Genomic DNA, 23,905 nt, shown 5'->3' on the forward strand with positions numbered 1-23,905 from the left:
GGGTCAGCGGGGGTCCGGGGCGTCCGCCGCCCGCGCGCCGGGCGGGACGACCTCGCCCTGGACCACCCGCGGCGCGGGGGCCGTCCCGGCCTCCTCGTCCCTGGCGGCTCGTGCCTCGGCCTTGAGGATGCGGGCGGACTTGCCGGCCGACCGGGCCAGTTCGGGCAGCTTCCTGGCCCCGATCACGGCTATGACGACGATGAGGAGGATCGCGAGCTCGCTCAGTCCGAACATGGTGTCGTGTCCTTTCTCGCCCGGGCCGGGCACGGCGCGAGCGTACCGGGTGGGGAGCCCGTTGTGATCCCCGCCGGCGCCTGCCGCCGGGCGAGCGGGCTTGTTCCACACGGCCGGCCCGCCGGCCCAGGGGCGAGCACAGCACCGCGCCCAGGGCCGCGAGGGCGGGCAGCGGACTGCCGACGGCGAGCGGCCGCCGCGCGTCCTGCCGGGCAGCCGTCCGTACGGCGAGGCAGGCCGGACGATGCGGCGCGGCGGCACCCCGCCCACACGAGCGGACCGGCCGCGCCGGGTGGCGGCCCTGCTCGGCCCACCACCCGACGGGCGAGGCGTTGCCGTCGGGTGCGGAGGAGAACCACTCGCTCCTCCGCACCCGCCCCCGTCACCGTGCGCGTCAGCCCACGACCCGGCCCAGCTCGATCCGGTCGATGTTCGGCGCCCAGGCGCTCGCGTTGCCGAACGTCACCTTGTTCGCGCCCTTCGCCAGATCGACCGGGACGCCGACGGTCCAGTAGTCGTCCCAGCTCCAGGTGTTCTTGAAGGTGACCTTCACCGGGTCGGCGGATCCGACCGTGATGTCCGCCGTGCGGGACATGATGTCCGTGTTGTAGGCGTGGCCGTTGTCCCGGCGGTCGTTGTGCGCGTAGTGGACGACGAGCAGATAGCGGCCGGACCGGGGCGCGTCCACCGTGAACTCGGCGGTGCTGGAGGGGCTGTTGCCGAGCCAGCCGATGTACGAGCCGGCCGACGCGTGCGGGGAGTCGACGAGCTTGGCGCCGCCGGCGAGTGTGGCCGAGGCGCCCTCGTAGGAGAGGGTGCCGGCGGCCGAGCCGTCGCCGGAGACGTCGAGCGAGCGGACGGCACTGTGGCCGGACGTCATCGCGATCCGGTTGTTGCCCGCGACCAGGTACAGCCGCAGCGGGCGGCCGGGCGCGGCCGTCACCGTCTCCCCGTGCAGTGCGAGCCGCACGGCCGCCGAGGTCCGCGGCACCACCGTGTAGTAGCCGTCCCGCGGGGCGTAGACGTCGAACACCGCCTTGTCACCGGAGCGCAGGACCAGGGAGCCCGTGCCCACGCCGGCCGACGAGGTGTAGTCGTACGACGGCTTGCCGCTGATGTCCGCCAGCGTGGCCTCGTAGGACGCGGAGGGCACGCCCGTCCGGGTGGTCAGGTCGATCCGGTCCAGGGTGACCTCGCCGTCGCCCTTGGACAGGGTCAACTGGTGTGTGCCCGCCTTCAGTTGGACACTGACATCCTGCTTGGCGCGGTACGTCCAGTTCTCCGTGGAGGGGTAGGTGACCGTCACCGGGTCGCCGCCGTCGACCGACATCTTCTGCGTGGCGGGTCCGCCGGACTGGTTGCCGTACAGGATCGCCAGGTCGTACGTGCCGTCCTTGGGCACCGTCACCGAGAAGGCGACCTTGCTGCCGGGCTGGTTGAGCGAGCCGACGTCCTTGGTGCCGGAGGCCGCGTAGCCGTTGGCGTTCTGGACCGTGCCCTGCGTGTAGACCTTGCCGTCGGTGATGGCCGCGTCCTCGGCCTCGTACGACGCCGACCACGGGACGGAGGCGGCGGACGGGGTGCCGGAGCCGCCGGGGGTGAGGACGATCCGGTACGCCGACATCTTGTGCAGGCCGCGCAGCGGGACGGTCACCGAGCCGTCGTCCGCGACCTTCACCTTGGTGCGCGCGAGTACGCGCGGTGCCGCGTGCTGCCCCTCGTAGCCGGACCAGGCGGCCTCGGCGACGGTCGCGGTGACCGTACGGCCGAACACCGATCGGGGGACATCGCGCACGACCACGTCCGAGTCGCCCGCCGAGCCGCCGAGCAGGACCTGCGCCTGGCGGCGGGAGGTGTCGAGGGAGGCCAGCCCCTGGAGCGTGTCGATGGTGTTGGGCTGCGGCGGCGTCACCTTCACGGTGTCGCCGGTCATGCCCGCGTACCAGCGGAACAGCCACCAGCCGCCGTTGGGTATGTTCGAGCGCACCACCTGGCCGCTGAGATTGCCGGCGGCGTCCCAGTACGCCATGTTGGCGTACACCTTGTTGCGCTCGAACATCGAGACCCACTGCACGAGCTGCCCCGGCACGGACAGGTCGCGGCGGTTGGCGTACTCGTCGATGTTGATCTTCAGCGGGGCGATGCCCGCCTCGCGCTCCAGCTTGCGGTAGTCGTCGTAGTGGGCCTGGAAGTCGCGCAGCGAGCCGGAGCCCAGCTCGTGCCAGGTCATCACCTGGGGCAGCACGTTCTCCCGCTTGGCGAAGGCCAGGAAGTCCTTCAACAGGCGGGTGTGGTAAGCGGCTTCGTTGGGTCCGGCGATCCTCGCGTCCGGGTCGATCGCGCGGATCCGGTGGTACACCGTCTTCCAGTCCTGGAAGAACCGGTCGCGGTTCTTCTCGTACTGTGCCTGGTCCTCGACGCCGAGCTTGTACCAGATCTGGTCCGGCTCGTTGAACGGGATGTAGACGAAGCGGTCGCTGTTCGGGTCGGCCGAGACCTCCTTGACGATCTTGTCGACCTTGGGGAGGTAGTCGGCGATGCCGAGGTCCTCGTAGGGCCACTTGGCGTAGATGTCCTGCATCATCACGTTGATCTCGCCGCCGCCGGTGCGGAAGAACGACTTCGAGACCGTGAGCGCGTCGCCGTTGGGGTGCTGGGCGCCGCCCTCCGGCTTCTGCGAGACGCTGGTGATCTTCAGCGGCTCCATCGCCGCGTCGCTGGGCACGCCGTCGTCACTGAGGCCGTACAGCGAGCCGTTGGCGCCCAGCATCACCGGGCCCTGGGAGGCCTTGAGGTCGACGGTGAGGCGCTGGGGGTCCGCTGCTGCCGCGTTGCCGGCTGCGGGGAGGGTGGCTGCCATGGCGGCTGCTCCAAGTAGTGCTGTCATCAAAGCGGTTCTGGTACGAGACCTCGTACCGGCTCTCGTGCGGGCGGGGGTGATCACGCTGCTGGACCTCCAGTCACTTCACGGCTCCACTGGTGATTCCGGACACGATCTTTCGCTGGCCGACGAGGAACACGGCGACCATGGGCAGGCTCATCACCACGACGTACGCGAAGACGAGATGCCAGTTGTTGAGGTAGAGCTGGGCGCTGGCGACCTGGTAGAGGTTGAGCGGCAGGGTCGCCCGCTCTCCGCCGCCGAGGACGAAGAACGCGTAGAAGATGTCGCTCCAGGCGTAGAGCATCACCATGATCGTCGCGGTGGCGATCACCGGCCGGAGCAGCGGCAGGACGATCCGCCAGAAGATCCGCGACGGGCTCGCCCCGTCCATCCGGGCCGCCTCCTCCAGCTCCATGGGGATGGCGCGGATGAAACCGGTCATGAAGAAGATCGACGTCGACAGGTACATCCCGGTGTAGACGGCGATCATGCCGGGGCGGGTGTTGGACAGCCCCAGTTGCCGCAGCTCCATCACGATGGTGATGACGGCGGGCGGCAGCAGCAGTCCGCTGATGCACAGCGCGTACGCCGCCGAGACCAGCTTCGACTTCCGGCGGGCGAAGACCCAGGCCGCGCCCGCGCCCAGGATCAGCACGAGGACCACCGAAGGCACCACGACCAGCAGCGAGTTGAGGAAACCGCGCAGCATCTCGCCCTGGCCGACGGCGTCCGCGTAGTTGCTCGCGGGCTGCCAGTGCCGGGGCAGGTCCAGATTCGGTTTGATCGCCTCGGCCTGCGGCTTGGCCGAGGTGACGGCGACCAGCCACAGCGGCACGCCCACGGCCAGCGCGGCGAGCAGGACGACGAGGGACGGGCGGCCGTACCGCCACACCGCGGTCACAGCAGCTGCTCCCTTCGCCGGAGCCCCACGACCAGCGGGATCGCCACGACGACCACCACCAGGAACAGGACGAGACTCATCGCGGAGGCCTGCGCGTACAGGCCCTGCCCGAAGATCCGGAACATGTAGATGTTGAAGACCTCCGTGGAGGCCGCGGGGCCGCCGCCCGTGGTGGCCTGCACGATGTCGAAGGTGTTCATCGAACCGATCAGCGCCGTGGTGACGTTGAAGGTGACGGCCGGCGCGAGCATCGGCCAGCGCACCGACCGGAACGTCCGCCAGGGCCCCGCGCCGTCGCACTTCGCGGCCTCCAGCATCTCGCCGGGGATGCCCTTGAGCCCGGCCAGATAGATCAGCATCGACAGGCCCATCCACTTCCAGCCGTGGATGAGCGTGACGATCGCCAGCGTCCAGGTCGTCGAGCCCAGCCACGGGACGTCCGTGCCCAGGACGGAGTTGAGGGCCCCGTCCTGGTCGAGCAGCGCCTGGAAGACGTAACCGGTCGCCAGGGCCGAGATCAGCACCGGCAGGAAGAAGACGGCGCGGAAGAACCGGTTGAAGCGGCTGTCGTCCTCCAGCAGCAGCGCCAGCACGAGCCCGAAGCCGTTCTGGAACAGCGCCGCCAGCAGCGCGTACACCAGGGTCGTGCGGATCGCCCGCAGCAGCGAGCCGTCCTCGGCGATGGTCCGGAAGTTGTCCAGGCCCGTGAAGGCGATGTCCGCGTGGTACGAGGACCAGTTGGTGAACGGGTAGTAGAAGTTCAGCAGGTTGGGCACCAGGAAGAAGCCCGCGAAGACGACGATCGCGGGGAGCGCGAACCACCAGGGGTGGTGGACGGCGGCGCGTGGCAGCCGTCCCACGCCCTTGGGTGCGCCGGGTGCGGCCGGCTGCTTGCGCGTACGTACGACCGTGTCCGCCATGGTCAGAACCCGGGAGCGCCCTGGGCCTTGGCCACCTGCGCGAACTGGTCCTGGATCGCCTGCGCGACCTGCTGCGGGCTCTTCTTGCCGAAGATCATGTCGGCCAGGTAGAGGTGGGTGTCGGGGGCGACGATCGCCTTGGCCTGGAAGACGCCGATGGCCTTGGGCAGGGCCGCCATCTGGGCCTTGGACGTCTCGGGCAGCCCGTCGGGAGTGGGCACGGACGGCTGCACGGACGGGATCTTCATCGTCTTGATGTAGTCCGCGTAGTCCGGTCCGAGCCAGAAGGCGAGGAACTGCCGGGCCGCGTTCTGCCGCTTGTCGTCACCGGTCTTGAAGGCGACGACACCGTTGGTCTGGTCGGGGGAGTACAGGCCGGTGGCCGAGGAGTTGGCGACCGGGAACCAGCCGATCTTCTTGTCGAGCTCCGCGGTGGAGTACTTGGCCTGCAACTGGCTCTGGAAGGACGTGACGTTGAGGACCATGCCGACGTCGCCCTTCCACAGCGCGTCGGCCTGCCCGGTGAAGGTGCCCGTCCGGTAGTTCTTCTGGGCGAGCCCGGCGTCGAGCAGCTTCTCCTTGTACTTCTTGATCGCGCCGACGACGACCGGGTCGGTCCACTTCTTCTTGCCGGCGTTCAGATCGGCCCACCACTGCCGGTCGAGGTCGGTGAGCTGCACCTGCATCTGCCACTGCAGCGGCCATTTGTCGCCGCCGGCCTCGTAGAAGGCGGCCGCGTCGGTCTTGTCGACGACCTTGTGGCCGAGGGCGAGCAGCTCGTCGTAGGACGTCGGGAAGTCCTTCTCGCTCAGCCCGGCCTGCTTGAAGACGTCCTTGTTGTAGTAGACGCCGAGCATGGCGGGGCTGGTGACGATCGCCGCGTACCGCTTGCCGTCGATGACGCCGAGGGACTTCTCGGTGTCGCCGAGCTTGGAGACCCACGGCTCCTTGTCGAGGGTGAGCAGGTTCTGCTTGGGCTGGACGAACGGCAGCGTGGAGATGGACGGCTGCCAGAACATCAGGTCGGGGCGGTCGCCGGAGGCCAGTTTCGTCGGCACGTTCTGCTCGTAGAGGTCCGGGATCGCCTGGGTGTCGACCTTGGCGCCGGTGGCCTTCTCGAAGGCGTCGATGACCTGTTTGGGCGCGGTCACCGTGTTCTGCGCGGTCCACATGGTCAGCTTCACGCCGTCCAGCCGGGCGGTCGGGTTCACCGCCGTCTGCTTGGCGTCCGAACCGTCCGAACCGGAGTCCCCGGCGGTGGGGTCGCTGCACGCGGTGGCGGCCAGGCCGACGGCGCATATCAGCGCCAGGGCGGGGAGAGCTCTTCTCTTCATCTCGTGCCTTTCCAAGCAGGCGGTTCGGTTCACAAAGCGGGACTCACAACTGCTGGGCTCGTTCGGGTGGTTCAGGTGCCGATGGTTCAGGTGCGGGCGGGCGGTGGCCCCGAGCTCTCCCGCACCACCAGTTCCGGCACCGACACGGGATGCGGGGCGACCGGCGCGGACTCCTCCAGCACGCCGTGCAGCAGGGCGAACGCCGAGCGCCCGAGGCCGGTGAAGTCCAGGCGTACGGTCGTCAGGGACGGGGTGAGGAAGGCGGAGTGCGGGGCGTCGTCGAAACCGGCCACGCTGACCTCGCCCGGCACCGGGCGGCCCGTCTCGTGCAGGGCGCGCAGCACGCCGAGCGCGAGGTCGTCGTTGCCGCACAGGATGGCGGTGACGGACGGGTCCCTCGCCAGCTTCAGCCCGGCCGCGTGCCCGCCCGCCGGTCCCCAACTGCTCTGCACGGGGCGGGGTTCCGGGGCGCCGGCCTCCTTCAGCGCCTGCCGCCAGCCGCCGGTGCGGGCGCTGGTGCGGCGGGTGCTGGACGGGATGGCCACGTAGTGCACGGTCTCGTGGCCGAGCGAGAGCAGATGGCGGGTCGCCTGGTAGGCGGCCTCGCGGTCGTCGGCCCACACCCACGGGCGGTCGCCGCCGGGCGGACTCGCCGGGGTCTCGACCACGCCCACCACCGGCAGCCCGGCGGGCACCGCCTCCAGCGCCCGGACACCGGCCGGATCGTAGGCGATCACGACGATCCCGCCGCCCGCGTCCGCCGCGCGCTGCACCTCGGCGGCGACGGCCGCGTCCTCGGCGGACTCCAGCACCCCGATCCCGACCGCGTACGACGCCGCCCGGGCGGCCTCCTCGATGCCCTGGAGGATCGAGGCGTAGCCGTAGTGGGTGGTGTTCGCGGTGAGCACGGTCACGGCCCGGCTGCGTCCGCTGGCCAGGGCGAGGGCGGTCGCGTTGCGGCGGAAGCCCAGTTCCTCGATGGCGGCGAGCACCCGCTCCCGGGTGGACGGCCGGACGCTGGGATGGCCGTTGATCACCCGCGAGACCGTCTGGTAGGAGACCCCCGCGGCGGTCGCGACGTCCCTGATGCTCGCCGGGCGCCTTGTGTGACCGGTCACATTCATGCGAGGATTGTGACCGGTCACACTTGGGTCGTCAAGAGACCGTAACGAGGGATTCACACGGACCTCCGTTCCCCGAGGACGGGACGGGGTCAGGAGGGGGAGCACCTTGACCGGCACGGCGGATGCGGCGCACATGGCCTCCAACCAGCGGCGGGACGAGTTCACTTGGGGGCATCAGGCCCTGCGGGCCGGCTTCGCCGTCGCCGCCGACGGGACGCTGCGGCTGGTCCGCCTGGCCCACCCCGACGACGACCGCCCCGCCGCCCCGCACTCCGCGCTCCCGCTCGTGGAGCTCACCGCCCTCGGCCACGGCAGCGGCTGGTCAGGACCCCGCTTCACCGGCACGGCCTTCGGCGCCCGGCTCGCCTACCGGACCCACCGCACGGAAAGACGCGACGGCTGGGAGTGGCTGACCGTCGAACTCCACGACCACGACACCGGGTTGACGGCGTTCATCGACCTCACCTCACCCACCGGCGTGTCCGTCCTGCGCTCCCGCGTCCGCCTGCGCAACGAGGGCCGTGCGCCGCTGGTCGTCCAGTCCGTCAGCAGCCTCCTGCTCGGCGGCCTGCCCGCACCGGACGCCCTCGACGTCCACCGGGCCCGCAACGACTGGCTCGCCGAGTGCCGTTGGTACGCCGAGCCGCTGCGCGCAGCCGTCGCCGACATCCACGTCGACGTCCACCAGCACGACAGCCGGGCCGCCCTCGCCCTCACCGGGCGCGGCAGCTGGCCCACCGACGGCCATCTGGCCATGGGGGCGCTGACGGAGCGCGGCGGCGGCCGGGCCTGGGCGTGGCAGGTCGAGTCCCCGGCCGGCTGGCGCTGGGACGTGGGCGAACACGCGCACGGCAGCTACCTGGCGCTGAACGGCCCCACCGACGCCGAACACCAGTGGCGGGTCCGGCTCGCCCCGGGCGAGGAGTTCGCCACCGTGTACGGGGCCCTGGCCCTCGGCTCCGGCCTCGACGCGGCGCTCGGCGCCCTGACCTCCTACCGCCGGGCGGTCCGCCGCCCGCACCCGGACCACACCGCCCTTCCCGTCGTCTTCAACGACTACATGAACACCCTGATGGGCGACCCGACCACGGCCAAGCTCCGGCCGCTGATCGACGCCGCCGCGGACGCCGGCGCCGAGTACTTCTGCATCGACTCGGGCTGGTACGACGACGACACCCGGGGCTGGTGGGACAGCGTCGGCGCCTGGCAGCCCTCGCCGCGCCGCTTCCCCGACGGCGGCATCCAGGCCGTCCTGGACCGGATCCGGGAGCGCGGGATGGTGCCCGGGCTGTGGCTGGAGCCGGAGGTCGTCGGGGTGCGCAGCCCCGTCGCGGCGGAACTGCCCGACGCGGCCTTCTTCCAGCGCGACGGCGTGCGCCTGGCCGAACAGGGCCGCCACCAGCTCGACCTGCGGCACCCGGCCGCCCGCGCCCACCTCGACAAGACCGTGGACCGCATCGTCGGCGACTGGGGCGTGGGGTACCTCAAGCTGGACTACAACATCGTGGTCGACCCCGGCACCCAGGCACCCGGCGACCTCGCACCGGGAGCCGGACTGCTGGGCCACGCCCACGCCTACCTGGACTGGCTGTCCGGCGTGTTGGACCGCCACCCCGGACTCGTCGTGGAGAACTGCGCCTCGGGCGGCATGCGCATGGACGGCGCCACACTGGCCGTCGCCCAGCTCCAGTCCACCAGCGACCAGCAGGACCCCCTGCGCTACCCGCCCATCGCCGCCGCCGCGCCGACCGCGGCCCCGCCCGAGCAGGGCGCCGTCTGGGCCTATCCGCAGCCCGGCTTCGACGACGAACTGATCACCACGACCCTCGGCGGGGCCCTGCTCGGCCGCATCCACCTCTCGGGCCACCTCGACCGCATGTCGGACCACCAGCTGGCCCTCGTGCGGAACGCGGTCGCGGTCTACAAGTCGATCCGCGGGGACCTCGCGCGGGCCCTGCCGTTCTGGCCGCTCGGCCTGCCCGGCTGGACGGACGAGTGGCTCGCCCTGGGGCTGAAGGTCCCCGGCGACCGCACGGCCTACCTGTCGGTGTGGCGGCGCGGCGGACCGGCCGAACTCCGCGTCCCCGTCCGGCACCTGGCGGGCCGGACCGTCCGCGCGGACGTCCTGCACCCGTCCTCCGCGGAGGCGGGCCGGGCCGTCTGGGACGGGCAGGGGCTGACGGTGTCCGTGCCGCGCACGCCCGGCGCGCTGCTGATCCGCCTCACGCAGGACGGGTGAGGCGGGGCGCCGGGCGTCACCCGCGTACGGCGCTCCCCTCGCGGACGGCATGCCGTTCCCGCGTCCGCCGAGGTGCGTCCCGGAACGCCCACGCCATGTCGGGCTCCATCACCCAGCGGAACAGCCGCCGCACCGGCGGGGTGCACAGCGCGGTCACGAGCACCGCGGCGAAGAGCGTCACCACGACCAGGCCCACGGGCCGGTGGACCCACTCCGGCTCGTACCAGCCCCAGAACTTGGACCCCTGGGCGACGAAGCCGTGCAGCAGATAGCCGTACAGCGTCCCCGCGCCCAGCGCCGTGAACCACGCCCGGCGCCCGGGCACCCACGCGAGGAAGCAGGCCACCAGCAGCAGCGAACAGCCGAACGTCACCAGCGTCATCACGGGCCCGTACCAGGCCGGAGCGCCGAGTTCCGCGGCGCTGTCACGGTGGTAGAACCAGGCGCCCGTCATCCGCGGGACCGCCCAGTACGCCACGACGACCGCGGCGGCGAAGACCGGCACGGCCAGCACCCGCGCCGAGCGGCGGCGCACCATCCTGAAGTGCTCCGGCTTCAGCAGCAGACCGAGGACGAAGTACGGCAGGAACTGCAGGGTGCGTTGCAGGTCGAGGTCGTTGCCGACGGACGACGAGAGCGTCGCCAGCATCGCGATGGCGAGCGCGACGGGCAGCGGCCACCGCACGCGCCGCCACACCGGCGTGGTCAGCCGCCAGATGAACAGCGCCGCCAGGAACCACGTCAGATACAACGGATCCAGCAGGCTGACGGGCCGGTCCGGCTCCTGGTCCGTCCAGCGCGTGAACAGCGTGTACGCCGTCTCGAAGACGACGTAGGGCACGGCGAGTCCGGTGACCAGACGCCTGATCCGGCCCGGGCTCGCGTCGAACGAGCGGGAGAAGTAGCCGGAGATGACGATGAACGCCGGCATGTGGAAGGCGTAGACGACCATGTAGAGCGCGCTGACCGTCCGGCTGCCGTCCCGCAACGGCTCCCAGGCGTGCCCGATCGCCACCAGCACGATCGCCAGGTACTTGGCGTTGTCGAAGAACGCGTCGCGCTGCCCGGCCGGCTTCGGCGGTGCGGCGGCCTCGCGTGAGGCACTGGCCCCCCTCTCGCCGCTCGTGCCCGCCGCGGCCCGCATACGCAGGGTGTCCTCGCTCATCGCACCTCCCGGGCACGGTGCGGGGAACACGGACGGGCGGGGACACGTCTGGCCGGAGTGACGGCGGTGGGGTGCCGGTGCGACATCCCCGCCGCCTCACCACTCCGGCCCGGCGTAAACCGCTTTCTGATGTGGATGTTGCGCGGATCACACCCAGGGGGGTGATGCCCGCCCGGTCAGCTCACCGAGCAGGCCGCCCCGTTCAGCGTGAACGCCGTCGGGCTGGGGTTCACCGCCGCCCGGGAGGCCGTGAAGCCCAGGGTGACCGAACCCGCCGCGGGGATCGTCGCGGTGTACGGGGCGGCCGCGACGCTGACCTCGGAGCCGCTCTGCGTCGCCGTGCCGCCCCACAGGTTGGTGATGCGCTGGCTGTCCGGGAAGGTCCAGCGCAGCGTCCAGCCGTTGATCGCCGACGTGCCGGTGTTGCGCAGGGTGATCTCGCCCTGGAAGCCGCCGGACCAGCTGCCCGTCACCCGGTAGCCGACAGCGCAGGACGACGACGACCCGCCGGAGGACGTCGTGAACGTCACCGTGGCCGAGCGGGGCGACCGGTTGCCGGCGGCGTCACGGGCGTAGACCGCGACGGTGTAGGAGGTGGCGGGGGACAGGCCGGTGAGGGTGGCGGTCGTGGTGGCCGTGCTGGTGGCGACCGTCTCGCCGCCCCCGCTGATCCGGACGACGTCGTAGCCGGTGACGCCGGTCGCGTCGGTGGCGGCGGCCCACTTCAGGGTGGCCGACGAGGAGGTCACCCCCGAGGCGGTCGGGGCACCGGGAGCCGTCGGGGGAGTGGTGTCCCCTCCGCCGGAGGAGTAGATCGCGGCTTCCTTGGCGGTGGCGGCGATGCCGTTCGCGCCGTTGAAGAGCCGCTGTCCCCAGCTGGTGAGCTGGTCCGGGTCGAAGTTCGTGACCATGTCCAGGTACTCGACCCCGCCGCCGTTGCCGCTCCAGGACCAGCCGAGGTAGCCGAGCTTGAGCTGCTGGGCGACGGCCAGGATGGTGTCCTCGTCGGGGTTGCCGTCCGAGTGGTTGTGGCCGAACTCGCCGACGACGATGGGGAGTTTCGCCGTGACGAAGCGGTTCAGATAGTCGGTGATCTCGGCGGCCGTGTCGAAGACGCCGTACATGTGGATCGAGAAGATCGTGTTGGCGTCCGGGTCGGCGGCGAAGACCGAGGCGGCGTTGTCCCGCATGGTGAACGCCCAGTCCTGGCCCCAGTTGGGCGCGTCGACCATGATCGTGTGGTCGAACCCCGCGGCGCGGAGCTTCTGGATCGCCGCCTTGGTGTCGGCCGTCCAGCTCGCGTAGTTGGTGTTGCCGTACGGCTCGTTGCCGATGTTGACGATGACGTAGTCCTCCTGACCGGCCAGCGCGCTCTGCACGCTGATCCAGTAGTCGGCGGCGCGGGAGAGCGTGACGGCCCCGCTCTGCTCGCCGTACCCGGTGGTGTCGTGCACCTCCAGCACGCAGATCAGCCGGTTCTGCTTGCACTGGGAGACGACGTTCGCCACATCGGCGGTGTCGTTGCGGGTCCAGCGGTCACCGCTGGAGAGAACCACGCGGACGGTGTTGGCGCCCTTGGCCTTGATGTGCGCGAGCGAGCTGATCCGGTCCGGGAACCAGGTGTGGGCGTGGTTGACGCCCCGCATCACGAAGTCGTTCCCGGACGCCTCCAGCAGCCGGCCGTCGGCGATCCGGAAGCCGGTGGGGGCGGCGTGCGCCGGTGCGCCGAGGGAGAGGAAGGAGAGCAGGAGGCCGAGGAGGGCGACGGCCACGGTGGCCACGCGTGGGGTGGGGGCGGTGCGGGGTCTCATGGCGGCTCCAGAGGTGGGGGTGGGATGGGGCGGGGCCTGGTGCGGGGCGGGTCCGAACCCGGGGGGAGGGAGCGGTGAGTTCGTGGTCGGGGGGCCCGTTCTGGTTCGCGCCGGGCGTCAGGCGCCCGAACTCTTCGCCGTGCACGTGACGGTCGCCGCCGGGGAGCCGGCCGTTGCCGGGGCCGTGGCGACAAAACCGAACGTGGCGCTCGCGCCGGGCGCCAGCGCCCCGTTCCAGGCCGCGTTCGTGACCGTGGCCGTACCGTCCGCGGCCGTGGTGAGCGTGCCGTTCCAGACCTGGCCGATGCGCGCGCCGCCCGCCGGCAGGACCGTCGCGGTCCAGCCCGAGGCGGCGGAGGCGGACGTGTTCGTCACCGTCACCTCACCCTGGTAGCCGCCCTGCCACGTCGAAACGGCCCGGAAGCGCGCCGTGCAAGCCGCGGGGTCGCCCGGGTCGCCTGGGCCACCCGGGTCGCCGGGGTCCTGTGGGACGCCCGCGTCGAGGACGGCCGTGAGGGCCGGGAACCAGCGGGCGGCGATCTTGTCGTCGCCGGAGGCGTTGGGGTGCACCCCGTCGTAGGTGTCCGTGGCCGTGCTGAAGCCCGTCCACTGGTCGACCACGGTGATGGGGGAGCGTTCGGTGCCGGTCGCCCGGGCCCAGTCGGGGATCCGCGCGTTGAAGTCGACGACACGTTGCGCGCAGCCCGCGCAACTGCTCGGGTTCATGGGGATGAGCTGCGCGACGAGGATCCGCATGTCCGGATTCGAGGCCCTCATCTGCGTCACGAGCTTGGTGTAGGCGGCGAGGATGCGGTCGGGGGAGATGCTGCTCCACACGTCGTTCGTGCCGAAGTGCATGACAACGATGTCCGGACGGGTGGCCGCGAGCCTGCCCGGCAGCAGGTTCTGGTCGGCGACGTTGGTCACCAACTCGCCGCCGTGACCCTCGTTGTCGCCGTCGTGGGCCTGTCCGCAGCCCTGCGGTGGGAGGGTGCCGACGAAGTCGATGTCCGTGTATCCGCTGTTCCGCAGCCGGTTCCAGAGCACCGCCCGCCAGCAGCCGGGCGAGCCGGTGATCGAGTCGCCGAGCGGCATGATGCGGACGGGGTCGGCCGCCGCCGGCGCGGCTGTGGCCCTAGGCGCGAAGGTGAGGCCGAGGGGGAGGAGCAGGGCGGCCAGCAGGCCGAGAACCGGGACGATGCGTAAACGTGGGGAGAAGCGGCGGGTTCTGCGCATGGGGGTCCCTTCCCTGGGTGAGGTGGGAGCGCTCCCATGCATCAAGCCATTGTTGTCATTGACGCGTCAAGAGGGGCGGGGCATCTCGCGGTCTGGTCAGTGTCGCGGCAGGCGGCGCCGAGGGCTGAGGACGGCCGTCACGGGTCCGCGGTGTCCGGTCATGCCCTCGGCGATGAGGGAGACGCCGATGCCCAGCATCCAGACGTCCTTGGCCAGCGCGGTTCCCTGCTCAGTGGGGCGCAGGCTGCCTTCCTGGCGCATGCCGGGCGTCCGCAGGTACAGCCCCAGCGTGCCGCAGGAGAACGCGGTGAGCGCGGCCCCGGCGACAGCGGCAGGGACGATCGGCAGGAGCAGCGCGGCGGCGACGGTGATCTCCCCGGTGGAGAGCAGCCGGGTGAACTTCTGGGCGTCGAGCTTGCCCAGGAAGGGGTAGGTGGCGCCGGCGAACTGCTGGAGTCGCTGAGCGGTGGCCTGGTCCGCCTCGCGTTTCCACAGTCCGGAGTTGAGGAAGAACGCACCGACGGTGAGCCTGAGCGGCAGTTGCCGCGCTGCGGAACGCCATGCCGAATCGGATGCCACGCCGACCTCCCGGTGTTCGCCCCCGCACACCACCATGCCACCGGTCCGAACCATGTCAAACGGGGAGCAGTCGCGGCCTGTGGCGCGTATCCGGGCCCGTGCCGACCCCGGTGAGCGCAGGGGGCGGGGCCGCTCCCCGGGTGAGAGTCCCGGGGTGATGCGGAACCCCAGCTGACCCGCCACGTCTTCGGGATCGCTCGCACGGCCTCGCGATAGGTTGCCCGCCATGACTGGATTAGGGCCCGTCGCCTGGCCACCTGCCCCGATGAAGACCGAACGGCTCGTGCTCCGCGAGTCCGAGGCCCGGGACCGTGCCGCGTTCATCGAGTTGTTCGCCTCGCCGGAGGTGGGCACTTACCTCGGTGGTCCTCGGCCGCGTCATGAGCTCGAACGCGCGGTGCCCGAGGTGCCCGGGCGGCGCCCCGGCCTGTTCGTGATCGATCTCGACGGAGCGATGATCGGCACGGTCACGCTCGACCGGCGTGACGCGGAACGCCCGGGGCGCGTCCGTCCGGAGGGCAAAGACGCCGAGCTCGGCTATATGTTCCTGCCGGAGGCGTGGGGGCGTGGATACGCCGAAGAAGCGTGCGCGGCGGTACTCGGCTGGTTCGCCGACGCGCTGCCCGGTGAGCCGGTGGTGCTCTGCACCCAGACCGCCAACGAACGCTCGATGCGGCTGGCGGCGAAGCTGGGGTTCACCGAGGTGGAGCGGTTCGAGGAGTTCGGCGCGGAGCAGTGGTTCGGCGTGTGGTTGTAGGGAGTCCGCACCTTGAGCCTCCGTACTTTTGCCGGGCCATGAGGCATTCATGACCGGATGCCCAGAGAGTCGAGGTCATGATGGTCGGCGTCGGTAAGGCATGCCTTGGCTAACTCGCTTGCGCGGTGGCCGGGGCGGAGGGCCGGGAGGGCCGCAGCACATGTGGGACGACGCGTTTCCCAGCTTCCTGATCGGACTGCGGGAAGGACTGGAAGCCGGTCTCATCGTCTCCGTGCTGGTCGCCACTCTGGTGCGGGCGGGCGCCAAGTCCCGTGTGCCGCAGGTGTGGACCGGAGTGCTGGCGGCGATCGCGCTCTCGATGAGCTTCGGCGCGGTCCTCACCTTCACCGCGGCGTCCCTCTCCACCGCCGCCCAGGAGGCCTTCGGCGGCACGCTGAGCATCGTGGCCGTCGCCTTCGTGACCGCGATGGTGTTCTGGATGCGCCGCTCGGCCCGCAGTCTGGCGGGCGAGATCAGGGAGAAGGTCACCGGGGCACTGACCATGGGCGCCGGCGTGCTGGTCCTCACCTCCTTCCTGGCGGTGGGGCGGGAGGGCCTGGAGACGGCCCTGTTCCTGTGGACCACGGCCCGCGCCGCACGCGAGTCGGCCGGGCCGCTGACCGGCGCGGGCATCGGGCTCGTGCTGGCGGCGGTGCTGTGCTGGGGGCTCTACCGCCGGGTGCTCTCCATCAACCTCACCCGCTTCTTCACCGCCACCGGCGCCGTCCTCATCGTGATCGCCGCGGGCGTGCTCGGCTACGGGCTGCGCGACCTCCAGGAGGGCGGGGTCCTGCCCGGCGGGACGGCCTACGCGCTCGACCTCGGCGGCAGCGTCGACGCCGGGTCCTGGTACAGCACCCTGCTCCAGGGCGTCCTCAACCTGACGCCGACGATGACGTGGCTTCAGGTGGCCGGGTACGCCGGGTATCTCGGCGTGGTGATGACGCTGTTCGTGAGGGGCGTGCGGGGGGTCGCCCCGGCTCCGAGTCCGACGCGGGGCGCGTCCGCGGTCTCATCCGGGCTCGCGCCCGGGCCCGTGGTTTCCTCCGGGTCCGCGTCCGGGCCACCGGTCTCACCCGGGTCCGCGCAGGCGATGCGTACGCCTGCGCCCGCAGCCACGAGTGCGTCCGCGCAGTCGGCTCCCGCGCGGTCCGGGTCCGCGCTGTCGGCCCCTACCGGGTCCGGGTCCGCGCAGTCGGCCAGTACCGGGGCCGGGTCCGCGCCGTCGGCTCCTGCGCGGTCCGGGTCCGCGCCGTCGGCCCCTACCGGGTCGGAGTCCGCGCCGTCGGCCCCCACCGGGGCCGCGTCCGCGCCGTCGGCCCCCACCGGACCCGCGTCCGCGACACTGCCCCCCACCGGACGCGCGTCCGCGGCACCGCCCCGCCCCACGCAGGCCCCGCCACCCCGGTCCACTGCCGCCTCCGGGCCCACCCGCCGCCGCCCCGCCTGGCTCGTCCCGGGCGTCGTGGTCGTCGTGCCCGCCGTCCTGGCCGGACTCGTCGTCGCCCTGGCACGCCCCAAGCCCGCCGGAGGCGAGACGGTCGCCGTCTCCGTGAAGGACTGCGGGCAGGGCTTCACCGCGCCCCAGCCGGGGCGGCAGACCTTCCAGATGCGCAACACCGGCGACCAGACGTCCGAGGTGTACCTCATCGACCCGGCCAGCCACGCGGTCTACGGCGAGATCGAGGGCCTGGCCCCCGGCACCACCCGGGACCTCGTAGCCACCGTGGCGGGCGGTACGTACGCCTGGCGCTGTGTCCCCGCCGACGGCAAGCCCGTCACCTCCAAGGCGGTCCGGGTGGGCGGCGCCGCCGGTGCCAGGGCCGTCGCCCCCGTCTCCGCGCGGGATCTCGCGGGACCGCTGCGGGCGTACAAGGCGTATGTGAACCGGGGCCTGGCCACCCTCGTCACCGAGACCCGGACCCTCAGCGAGGACATCCGCGGCGGGCACCTGGACACGGCACGCGCCGACTGGCTGACCGCGCACCGCACCTACGCCTCCCTCGGCGCCGCCTACGGCACCTTCGAGGACTTCGACCAGGAGATCGACGGCCGGCCCGACGGTCTGCCGGGCGGGGTCCACGACAAGGACTTCACCGGATTCCACCGGATCGAGTACGGGCTGTGGCACGGCCGGCCGGCCGGTGAGCTCAAGGGCCCGGCGAAGCAACTCGCAGCCGACGCCACCGGGTTGCGGAAGGCCTTCCCGCATCAGGACTTCGACCCCTCCGACCTGCCCCTGCGCGCCCACGAGATCCTGGAGAACACCCTCCAGTTCGAACTGACCGGCGACACCGACCAGGGCAGCGGCACCGGACTGGCCACGGCCGAGGCCGACCTCGCCGGTACCCGCGAACTGCTCGCCGTACTGCGGCCGTTGCTCACCCCCCGGGCCCCGCGCCTGCTGCCGACCGTCGACGCGGACATCGCACGACTCCAAGCACTGCTCGACGCCGAGCACCACGACGGCCGCTGGACCCCCGTCGACCGGCTCGGCCGGACCGCGAAGGACCGCATCGACGGGGCCACGGGGCAGCTCCTGGAAGACCTGGCGCCGGTGCCGGACCTGCTGGAGATCAGGAAGTCCGCGTGAGCACCGGCCACCGCCGCCGGCACGCCGAACCCGCCGACCACGCCGAATCCGCCGACCACGCCGAATCCGCCGACCACGCCGAATCCGCCGAACCCGCCGAACCCGCCGAAGGGAACGCCCCCATGCCGTCCGCCGACACGCCTCCGCCGGGCTGCCCCGCCCACGCCGGCCGCCGCTCCTTCGTCAGGACGGCCCTCGGCGCCGGAGCCGCGGGAGCCGTACTGGCCGGGGGCGGTTTCGTGCTCGCCGAGAGCGGTGACGGCACGGCCCGGGCCGCCGAAGGGAGGGACGCCGCCGTGCCCTTCCACGGCGCCCACCAGGCCGGGATCCTCACCCCCCAGCAGCAGGCCGCCGCTTTCGTCTCCTTCGACGTCATCGCCGGCGACCGCGCGGAACTGGCCGACCTGCTGCGGACCCTGACCCAGCGGGCCCGTTTCCTCACCGCCGGCGGCACCCCGGCCGACCTGGGTGTCGGCGCCCCGCCCTCGGACAACGGCATCCTCGGGCCGGTCGTCCCGGCCGACGCGCTCACCGTGACCGTCGGCGTCGGCGCCTCCCTCTTCGACGACCGCTACGGACTCGCCGGGGCGAAGCCGCGCCGGCTCACGCCCATGCGGACCTTCCCCAACGACAACCTCGACCCCGCCGAGTGCCACGGCGACCTGTCCTTGCAGATCTGCGCGGCCCGGCAGGACACCGTGCTGCACGCGCTGCGCGACATCGCCAAGCACACCCGGGGCGCCATGCAGCTCCGCTGGCGCGTCGACGGCTTCCAGAACACGCCCCGGCCCAGCGGTGCCCAGCGCAACCTGCTGGGCTTCAAGGACGGCATAGCCAACCCGGACGTCACCTCGGCCCGCGCGATGGACCACCTCGTGTGGGTCCGCGACGGGCAGGGCGAACCCGGCTGGGCGACCGGGGGCAGCTACCAGGTCGTCCGGATCATCCGGATGCTCGTGGAGTTCTGGGACCGGGTCTCGCTGACCGAGCAGGAGCGGATGTTCGGCCGGCGCAAGGACACCGGTGCCCCGCTGGACGGCGCCCAGGAGACCGACAGCCCGAACTACGCCAAGGACCCGCACGGCACGGCCATCCCGCTCGACGCCCACATCCGCCTCGCGAACCCGCGCACCGCGGCGACCGACGACTCCCGCATCCTGCGCCGGGGTTACAACTACGACCGGGGCGTCGACAACGTCGGAAACCTCGACATGGGACTGGTCTTCTGCTGCTACCAGCAGGACGTGCGGCGTCAGTTCGAGGCCACGCAGACCCGGCTGATCGACGAGCCGCTCGTGGACTACATCTCCCCGACCGGCGGCGGCTACTTCTTCGCCCTGCCCGGCGTGCGCTCGTCCTCCGACTGGTTCGGCCGGGGGCTGCTCTCGGCCTGAAGGTTCGACCGGGTCAACTCCCGTCCGCGCCAGAAGTGTTGACCGCACAGTGAAAACGTTTTAACTTCCCTCCACCGGACACGCCGAGGTGAGGGGGAGCCGTGGCAACTGCCTTACGGGAACGAGCAGGTACGAAGGGCGCGAGTCCGGGCCGACGTGATCCTGCTGGCGTGCAGCGCAAGCGTAAAGGTTTTCAGAGCCGGACGTTGTTCCTGCTGATGCTGCCCGGCGTCGCCTACTTCCTGCTGTTCCACTACGGCGCACTCGTCGGCAACGTCATCGCGTTCAAGGAGTACGTGCCCTTCGACGGCCTGTGGGGCAGCCCCTGGGTGGGCCTCGGCAACTTCCAGCGCATGTTCGAGGACGCGGCGTTCTGGGACTCCCTCCTCAACACCCTCTGGATCGCCGTCCTCCAGCTGGTCTTCTACTTCCCGGTGCCGCTCGGTCTCGCCCTGCTGCTGCACACCCTCACCTGGAGCTCGGTGCGCCGGTTCGTGCAGTCGGTGGCGTATCTGCCGCACTTCATCTCATGGGTGATCGTCGTCGCGCTGTTCCAGCAGATGCTGGGGGACACCGGCCTGCTCAACAGCGGCCTGAGCGGGGCCGGTCTGCACACCGTCGACATCATCGGCAACCCGGACGCGTTCCGGCCGCTCGTCGTCGCCCAGGTCATCTGGAAGGACGCCGGCTGGGGCACGATCATCTTCCTCGCCGCGCTCGCCCAGGTCGACGAGCAGCAGTACGAGGCCGCCGCCATCGACGGCGCCGGGCCCTGGCGGCGCTTCTGGCACGTCACCCTGCCCGCCATCCGACCGGTGGTCGTGCTGCTGCTCATCATGCGGCTCGGCGACATCCTCTCCGTCGGCTTCGAGCAGATGCTGCTGCAACGCGACGCGGTGGGACCGGAGGCCGCCGAGGTCATCGACACCTTCGTCTACTACCAGGGCATCGTCGGCGGCGACTACGGTTTCGCGGCCGCCGCGGGCCTGTTCAAGGGGGTCGTCGGCGCCCTCCTCGTCTACGCGGCCAACAAGGTCGCCCACCGCCTCGGCGAACAGGGGGTCTACAAGTGAGCGCGTCCGCCCGGCCCGGCTGGATGGAGAAACCCCGGCCGCTCACCCAGACCGCGAAGGCCCTCGCCCTCGCCGCGGTCGTGCTGCTGGTGTGCGTGCCGTTCCTGGTGATCGTGTCGACCTCGCTGGCGTCCACCCCGGAGGTCGTCGACAACGGCGGCTGGGTGCTGTGGCCCACGGAACCCTCGCTCGACGCCTACCGCGACATCTTCGACGGCGGCATCGTCACCCACGCCCTCGGTGTCAGCGCCGGTGTCACGATCGTGGGCACCCTGCTGAGCCTCGCCTGCACGGTGACGCTGGCCTACGCGCTGTCCCGACCGGGCGTCTTCGGCGGCAAACCGGTCCTGCTGCTGGTGCTGTTCACGTTCCTCTTCCCGCCCGGCATGATCCCGAGCTTCCTGCTCGTCAAGGAACTCGGCCTGCTCGACTCGTACGCCTCGCTCGTCCTGCCGGTCCTGGTCAACGTGTTCAACCTGGTCGTCCTGCGCGGCTTCTTCCAGTCGGTCCCCGAGGAGCTGTACGAGGCGGCCCGGCTGGACGGGGCGGGGGACTGGCGGGTGCTGGTGTCGGTGGTGCTGCCGCTGTCCAAGGCCGCGCTCGCCGTCGTCGGTCTGTTCTACGCCGTCGCCTACTGGAACTCCTGGTTCTACGCCTCGCTGTATCTGGAGAGCGAACACTGGCCGCTCCAGCAGGTGCTGCGCACCTATGTGGTGGCCGGTGCCGGACTCACCGACGCGACCACCGGCGAGGCCACCGTCACCGCTCCGCAGACCGTGCAGATGGCGGTGCTCGTGATCGCCACCGTGCCGATCCTGCTCGTCTACCCCTTCCTGCAGAAGTACTTCACCAAGGGCGTGCTCACCGGCGCCATCAAGAGCTGACCCAAGCCGACACGAGGTGATTCACCCATGCCCCGCATGTCCCGACGCACCCTCCTGCGCTCCATGGCGGTGGGCGGTGCCGCCGTCTCCGTCCCCGGTCTGCTGACCGCCTGCTCCTCTGGCTCCGGCGACAGCGACGTCTCCAACGCCGGCAAGAAGCTCGCCCCCTGGCCCGCCCACCGCCCGGCAACCGGGCCCAGGCCGGACCTCGCCCCCACCGAGGACGGCGTCCAGGCCGGCTACACCTCCTACCCCTCCGACCTGGTCAAGTCGGTCTCCCGCACCCCCGGCGACGGCTCCACCGTCCGCGTCATGACCGTCTCCTTCGGCACCCCGCCCAAGCCCGCCTCGCACAACCGCTTCTGGGCGGCCGTCGAGAAGGCCCTCGGTGTGAAGATCGAGTACACGGTCATCTCCCAGGCCGACTACCAGAAGAAGATGGCGACCGTGATGGCGGGCGACGCCGACGCCCTGCCCGACATCATCAACATGTTCTCCGGCTTCACCCTGCCCCGTGAGGCACAGTTCGTACAGCGCCGCGCCGAGGACCTCACGCCGCACCTCTCCGGTGACGCGATCGCCGACTACCCCAACCTCGCCGGCATCCCCACCCATGCCTGGCGGGACATGGGCCGTATCGGCGGCCGCATCTACGGCATCCCGCTGGAACGCCCGCTGCCCGGCTCCACCCTCTGGATCAACCAGGACATGTTCGCCGACGCGGGCATGAAGGAGGGCTGGACCGCCGAGGACTTCACCTCCGTGGCCCGGCGGGGCACCCGCGGCAGGACGTACATGCTCGGCGCCGCCAACGGCTCCCTGTTCGGCAACGGCTTCCACTCCGCCGCCCACAACGCCCCCCAGCGCTGGGCCGTCACCAAGGACGGCACCTTCCTGCCGGCCGCCGCCGACGAGCGCTACAAGGCCTCCATCGCCTTCCAGGCCCGGCTGCGCGAGAACGGCTCCTACCACCCCGACGCCACGTCCATCTCCCAGATCGACCTGACGACCCTCTACTACAACGGCACCGTCGGCTCCATGCAGGACGGGTTCGGCGCCTACCTGCCCAAGTACCGGGAGTCGCAGGGCAAGATGAACCCCGCCGCGGCCCTGCCGTACAGCGTCGACGGCGAGACCGGCGGCATCGTCGCCGCCCGCCGCTCCTTCGGCTACACCGTCCTGAAGCAGGCCAGGAAGGAGCGCATCGAACTGCTGCTGCGCATCCTCGACTACCTCGCCGCGCCCTTCGGCAGCCAGGAGTGGGAACTCGTCCACTACGGCGTCGAGGGCGTCCACTTCACCCGCGGCAAGGACGGATCGCCCGAGTACACCAAGCTCGGCGAGGTCGAGAACAACACCAACCTGCCGCTGAAGTACCTCGCCGAAGGCCCCCAGGTGCTGTTCGTGCCCGGCATGCCCGACGCAGTGCGCGCCCTGCACGCCTGGCAGCGCAAGGTCGTACCGCACGCCATCCGCGACGCCTCCTTCGGGCTCCAGTCGGCGACGAACAACGCCCAGGGCGCCACCCTCAAGACGTTCCTGGACGACACCGTCACCGGGATCATCGCCGGGCGGCTGCCCATGTCCGAGTGGGACGCGGCCGTGAAGAAGTGGCGGAGCCGGGGCGGCGACAGAATGGCCGAGGAATACGCCAAGGACTACGCGGCCAACACCTGAGCAGCGGTGGGCCGAAGAGGAGACGCGGGGGATGGGGAACGACATGGGGTCCAAGGGACGGGTCACGATCCGGGAGGTCGCCGAGCGGGCGGGCGTGTCCACGGCCACCGCCTCCCGCGCGCTCAGCGGCAACCACCCGGTGCCGCCGGCGACCCGGGCCCGGGTCCTGCGGGCGGCCCGCGACCTCGACTACGTGGCCAACGCGCACGCCCGCGCCCTGGTCGGCGGCGGCCGCAAGATGGCCGCCGTCGTGGTCCGCCAGGTCACCAGCCCCTTCTACGCCCAGGTCGCCGAGGGCGTGGAGGCGGAGGCCGCCGACCGCGGCTGGCTCTGCGTGGTCGGCGCCACCGGCGGCGACGCCCAGCGCGAGATGGAGTTCGTGCAGCTCATGCGGGAGGAGGGTGCCCGGCTGGTGATCCTGGTCGGCGGGGTCGTCGAGGACGACGCCTACCGCGAGCGCGTCGCCCACTACGCCCACGCCCTGGACTCCTCCGGAGCCCGGCTCGTGCTCTGCGGCCGGCCCGCGCCCGACCCGGACATCCCCGCGCTCGTCGTCGAGTTCGACAACGAGGCCGGGGCCCGCGCCATCACCGCCCATCTGCTGTCGGCCGGCCACCGCGGGATCGTCTTCCTCGGCGGACTGCCCGGCAACACCGCCCTCGACGCCCGCGTCGCCGGCTACCGTGCCGCCCTCGCCGAACACGGACTGCCGCCCGAGGCCGCCCACGTCGTCGACTGCGGCCTGGGCCGGGCCGCCGGCCACCGCGCGATGACCGAACTCCTCAAATCCACCCGGGAGTTCACCGCCGTCTTCGCCGGAGACGACATGGTCGCCGCCGGCGCCCTGCGCGCCATCGCCGACACCGGACTGCGCGTGCCCGGCGACATCTCCGTCGTCGGCTACAACGACATACCGCTCGCCGAGGACTTCAACCCGCCCCTGACCACCGTCCGCACCCCGGCGGAGGAACTCGGCCGCGCCGCCGTGCGCATCGCGCTGCGGGACCCCGAGCACGCCGCCGGGGCCCACCATCTGCTCGGCACCCACATCGTCGTACGCGACAGCGTCGGCGCGCCCCCGCCCGGGCGCGCCCTGTGAC

General features: G+C 71.6%; 18 protein-coding genes. 8 read left to right on the plus strand and 10 right to left on the minus strand.

Annotated elements, in window-relative coordinates; genetic code table 11:
* Positions 1 to 3 precede the first annotated feature (3 nt).
* From ACFZDA_RS14730 to ACFZDA_RS14755, 6 genes are all read right to left on the minus strand, one after another.
* Positions 4 to 234, minus strand: coding sequence for a twin-arginine translocase TatA/TatE family subunit (locus tag ACFZDA_RS14730; protein WP_391080226.1), 231 nt, complete (start codon positions 232 to 234; stop codon positions 4 to 6).
* Between the two features lie 394 nt (positions 235 to 628).
* Positions 629 to 3,094 carry a CBM35 domain-containing protein gene (locus tag ACFZDA_RS14735; RefSeq protein WP_391080229.1) on the minus strand — a complete coding sequence of 822 codons (2,466 nt, stop codon included), beginning with the start codon at positions 3,092 to 3,094 and terminating at the stop codon, positions 629 to 631.
* 100 nt (positions 3,095 to 3,194) lie between these two features.
* Positions 3,195 to 4,019 (minus strand): carbohydrate ABC transporter permease, encoded by an 825-nt coding sequence (locus ACFZDA_RS14740; protein ID WP_306969392.1) that lies wholly within the window; start codon positions 4,017 to 4,019, stop codon positions 3,195 to 3,197.
* Positions 4,016 to 4,939 carry an ABC transporter permease subunit gene (locus tag ACFZDA_RS14745; RefSeq protein ID WP_391080232.1) on the minus strand — a complete coding sequence of 308 codons (924 nt, stop codon included), beginning with the start codon at positions 4,937 to 4,939 and terminating at the stop codon, positions 4,016 to 4,018. The genes ACFZDA_RS14740 and ACFZDA_RS14745 overlap by 4 nt, the downstream gene beginning before the upstream one ends.
* A 2-nt stretch (positions 4,940 to 4,941) precedes the next feature.
* Positions 4,942 to 6,273: an extracellular solute-binding protein gene (locus tag ACFZDA_RS14750; RefSeq protein WP_391080235.1), complete on the minus strand. Its 1,332-nt coding sequence runs from the start codon at positions 6,271 to 6,273 to the stop codon at positions 4,942 to 4,944.
* Between the two features lie 86 nt (positions 6,274 to 6,359).
* A complete protein-coding gene (locus tag ACFZDA_RS14755) occupies positions 6,360 to 7,397 on the minus strand; it encodes a substrate-binding domain-containing protein (protein WP_391080238.1) in 1,038 nt (345 codons plus the stop codon).
* Positions 7,398 to 7,530: 133 nt separating this feature from the next.
* Here ACFZDA_RS14755 and ACFZDA_RS14760 point away from each other — a divergent pair, with 133 nt between their 5' ends.
* Positions 7,531 to 9,636 (plus strand): alpha-galactosidase, encoded by a 2,106-nt coding sequence (locus tag ACFZDA_RS14760; RefSeq protein WP_391081683.1) that lies wholly within the window; start codon positions 7,531 to 7,533, stop codon positions 9,634 to 9,636.
* A 16-nt stretch (positions 9,637 to 9,652) separates the two neighbouring features.
* Here the strand turns inward: ACFZDA_RS14760 and ACFZDA_RS14765 are convergent, their stop codons facing one another.
* From ACFZDA_RS14765 to ACFZDA_RS14780, 4 genes are all read right to left on the minus strand, one after another.
* Positions 9,653 to 10,780 (minus strand): acyltransferase family protein, encoded by a 1,128-nt coding sequence (locus ACFZDA_RS14765; protein WP_391081685.1) that lies wholly within the window; start codon positions 10,778 to 10,780, stop codon positions 9,653 to 9,655.
* Positions 10,781 to 10,977: 197 nt separating this feature from the next.
* The gene (locus ACFZDA_RS14770) at positions 10,978 to 12,612 is read right to left on the minus strand and encodes a cellulase family glycosylhydrolase (RefSeq protein WP_391080241.1); all 1,635 of its coding nucleotides are present in this window, start codon (positions 12,610 to 12,612) and stop codon (positions 10,978 to 10,980) included.
* Positions 12,613 to 12,729: 117 nt separating this feature from the next.
* A complete protein-coding gene (locus tag ACFZDA_RS14775; protein WP_391080244.1) occupies positions 12,730 to 13,848 on the minus strand; it encodes a GDSL-type esterase/lipase family protein in 1,119 nt (372 codons plus the stop codon).
* 96 nt (positions 13,849 to 13,944) lie between these two features.
* Positions 13,945 to 14,427, minus strand: coding sequence for a hypothetical protein (locus ACFZDA_RS14780; protein WP_391080247.1), 483 nt, complete (start codon positions 14,425 to 14,427; stop codon positions 13,945 to 13,947).
* A 226-nt stretch (positions 14,428 to 14,653) separates the two neighbouring features.
* Here ACFZDA_RS14780 and ACFZDA_RS14785 point away from each other — a divergent pair, with 226 nt between their 5' ends.
* From ACFZDA_RS14785 to ACFZDA_RS14815, 7 genes are all read left to right on the plus strand, one after another.
* Complete coding sequence (locus tag ACFZDA_RS14785; protein WP_391080251.1) at positions 14,654 to 15,184, plus strand: GNAT family N-acetyltransferase; 531 nt, start codon at positions 14,654 to 14,656, stop codon at positions 15,182 to 15,184.
* 160 nt (positions 15,185 to 15,344) lie between these two features.
* Complete coding sequence (efeU, locus tag ACFZDA_RS14790; protein ID WP_391080255.1) at positions 15,345 to 17,777, plus strand: iron uptake transporter permease EfeU; 2,433 nt, start codon at positions 15,345 to 15,347, stop codon at positions 17,775 to 17,777.
* 122 nt (positions 17,778 to 17,899) lie between these two features.
* Entirely contained in the window at positions 17,900 to 19,171 is a 1,272-nt protein-coding gene (gene efeB / locus ACFZDA_RS14795) for an iron uptake transporter deferrochelatase/peroxidase subunit (RefSeq protein WP_391081688.1), read from the plus strand.
* 218 nt (positions 19,172 to 19,389) lie between these two features.
* Positions 19,390 to 20,244, plus strand: a complete 855-nt coding sequence (locus ACFZDA_RS14800) for an ABC transporter permease subunit (protein ID WP_391081691.1) — start codon at positions 19,390 to 19,392, stop codon at positions 20,242 to 20,244.
* Positions 20,241 to 21,128, plus strand: coding sequence for an ABC transporter permease subunit (locus tag ACFZDA_RS14805; protein WP_391080258.1), 888 nt, complete (start codon positions 20,241 to 20,243; stop codon positions 21,126 to 21,128). Before ACFZDA_RS14800 ends, ACFZDA_RS14805 begins: the two co-directional genes overlap by 4 nt.
* 27 nt (positions 21,129 to 21,155) lie before the next feature.
* Complete coding sequence (locus tag ACFZDA_RS14810; protein ID WP_391080261.1) at positions 21,156 to 22,805, plus strand: extracellular solute-binding protein; 1,650 nt, start codon at positions 21,156 to 21,158, stop codon at positions 22,803 to 22,805.
* A gap of 31 nt (positions 22,806 to 22,836) precedes the next feature.
* Positions 22,837 to 23,904, plus strand: coding sequence for a substrate-binding domain-containing protein (locus tag ACFZDA_RS14815; RefSeq protein WP_391080265.1), 1,068 nt, complete (start codon positions 22,837 to 22,839; stop codon positions 23,902 to 23,904).
* The last annotated feature ends 1 nt before the right edge of the window (position 23,905 follow it).

Source organism: Streptomyces sp. NPDC007991, from assembly GCF_042958445.1.
GTDB lineage: Bacteria > Actinomycetota > Actinomycetes > Streptomycetales > Streptomycetaceae > Streptomyces.

What these genes read in the sequence shown, in the direction of transcription:
- ACFZDA_RS14745 (WP_391080232.1), bottom strand. Translation starts at nt 4,939, where the DNA reads ATGGCGGACACGGTCGTACGTACGCGCAAGCAGCCGGCCGCACCCGGC.
- ACFZDA_RS14735 (WP_391080229.1), bottom strand. Translation starts at nt 3,094, where the DNA reads ATGGCAGCCACCCTCCCCGCAGCCGGCAACGCGGCAGCAGCGGACCCC.
- ACFZDA_RS14785 (WP_391080251.1), top strand. Translation starts at nt 14,654, where the DNA reads ATGACTGGATTAGGGCCCGTCGCCTGGCCACCTGCCCCGATGAAGACC.
- efeU (WP_391080255.1), top strand. Translation starts at nt 15,345, where the DNA reads ATGTGGGACGACGCGTTTCCCAGCTTCCTGATCGGACTGCGGGAAGGA.
- ACFZDA_RS14770 (WP_391080241.1), bottom strand. Translation starts at nt 12,612, where the DNA reads ATGAGACCCCGCACCGCCCCCACCCCACGCGTGGCCACCGTGGCCGTC.
- ACFZDA_RS14765 (WP_391081685.1), bottom strand. Translation starts at nt 10,780, where the DNA reads ATGCGGGCCGCGGCGGGCACGAGCGGCGAGAGGGGGGCCAGTGCCTCA.
- ACFZDA_RS14760 (WP_391081683.1), top strand. Translation starts at nt 7,531, where the DNA reads ATGGCCTCCAACCAGCGGCGGGACGAGTTCACTTGGGGGCATCAGGCC.
- ACFZDA_RS14815 (WP_391080265.1), top strand. Translation starts at nt 22,837, where the DNA reads ATGGGGAACGACATGGGGTCCAAGGGACGGGTCACGATCCGGGAGGTC.
- ACFZDA_RS14755 (WP_391080238.1), bottom strand. Translation starts at nt 7,397, where the DNA reads ATGAATGTGACCGGTCACACAAGGCGCCCGGCGAGCATCAGGGACGTC.
- ACFZDA_RS14750 (WP_391080235.1), bottom strand. Translation starts at nt 6,273, where the DNA reads ATGAAGAGAAGAGCTCTCCCCGCCCTGGCGCTGATATGCGCCGTCGGC.
- ACFZDA_RS14810 (WP_391080261.1), top strand. Translation starts at nt 21,156, where the DNA reads ATGCCCCGCATGTCCCGACGCACCCTCCTGCGCTCCATGGCGGTGGGC.
- efeB (WP_391081688.1), top strand. Translation starts at nt 17,900, where the DNA reads ATGCCGTCCGCCGACACGCCTCCGCCGGGCTGCCCCGCCCACGCCGGC.
- ACFZDA_RS14800 (WP_391081691.1), top strand. Translation starts at nt 19,390, where the DNA reads ATGCTGCCCGGCGTCGCCTACTTCCTGCTGTTCCACTACGGCGCACTC.
- ACFZDA_RS14730 (WP_391080226.1), bottom strand. Translation starts at nt 234, where the DNA reads ATGTTCGGACTGAGCGAGCTCGCGATCCTCCTCATCGTCGTCATAGCC.
- ACFZDA_RS14775 (WP_391080244.1), bottom strand. Translation starts at nt 13,848, where the DNA reads ATGCGCAGAACCCGCCGCTTCTCCCCACGTTTACGCATCGTCCCGGTT.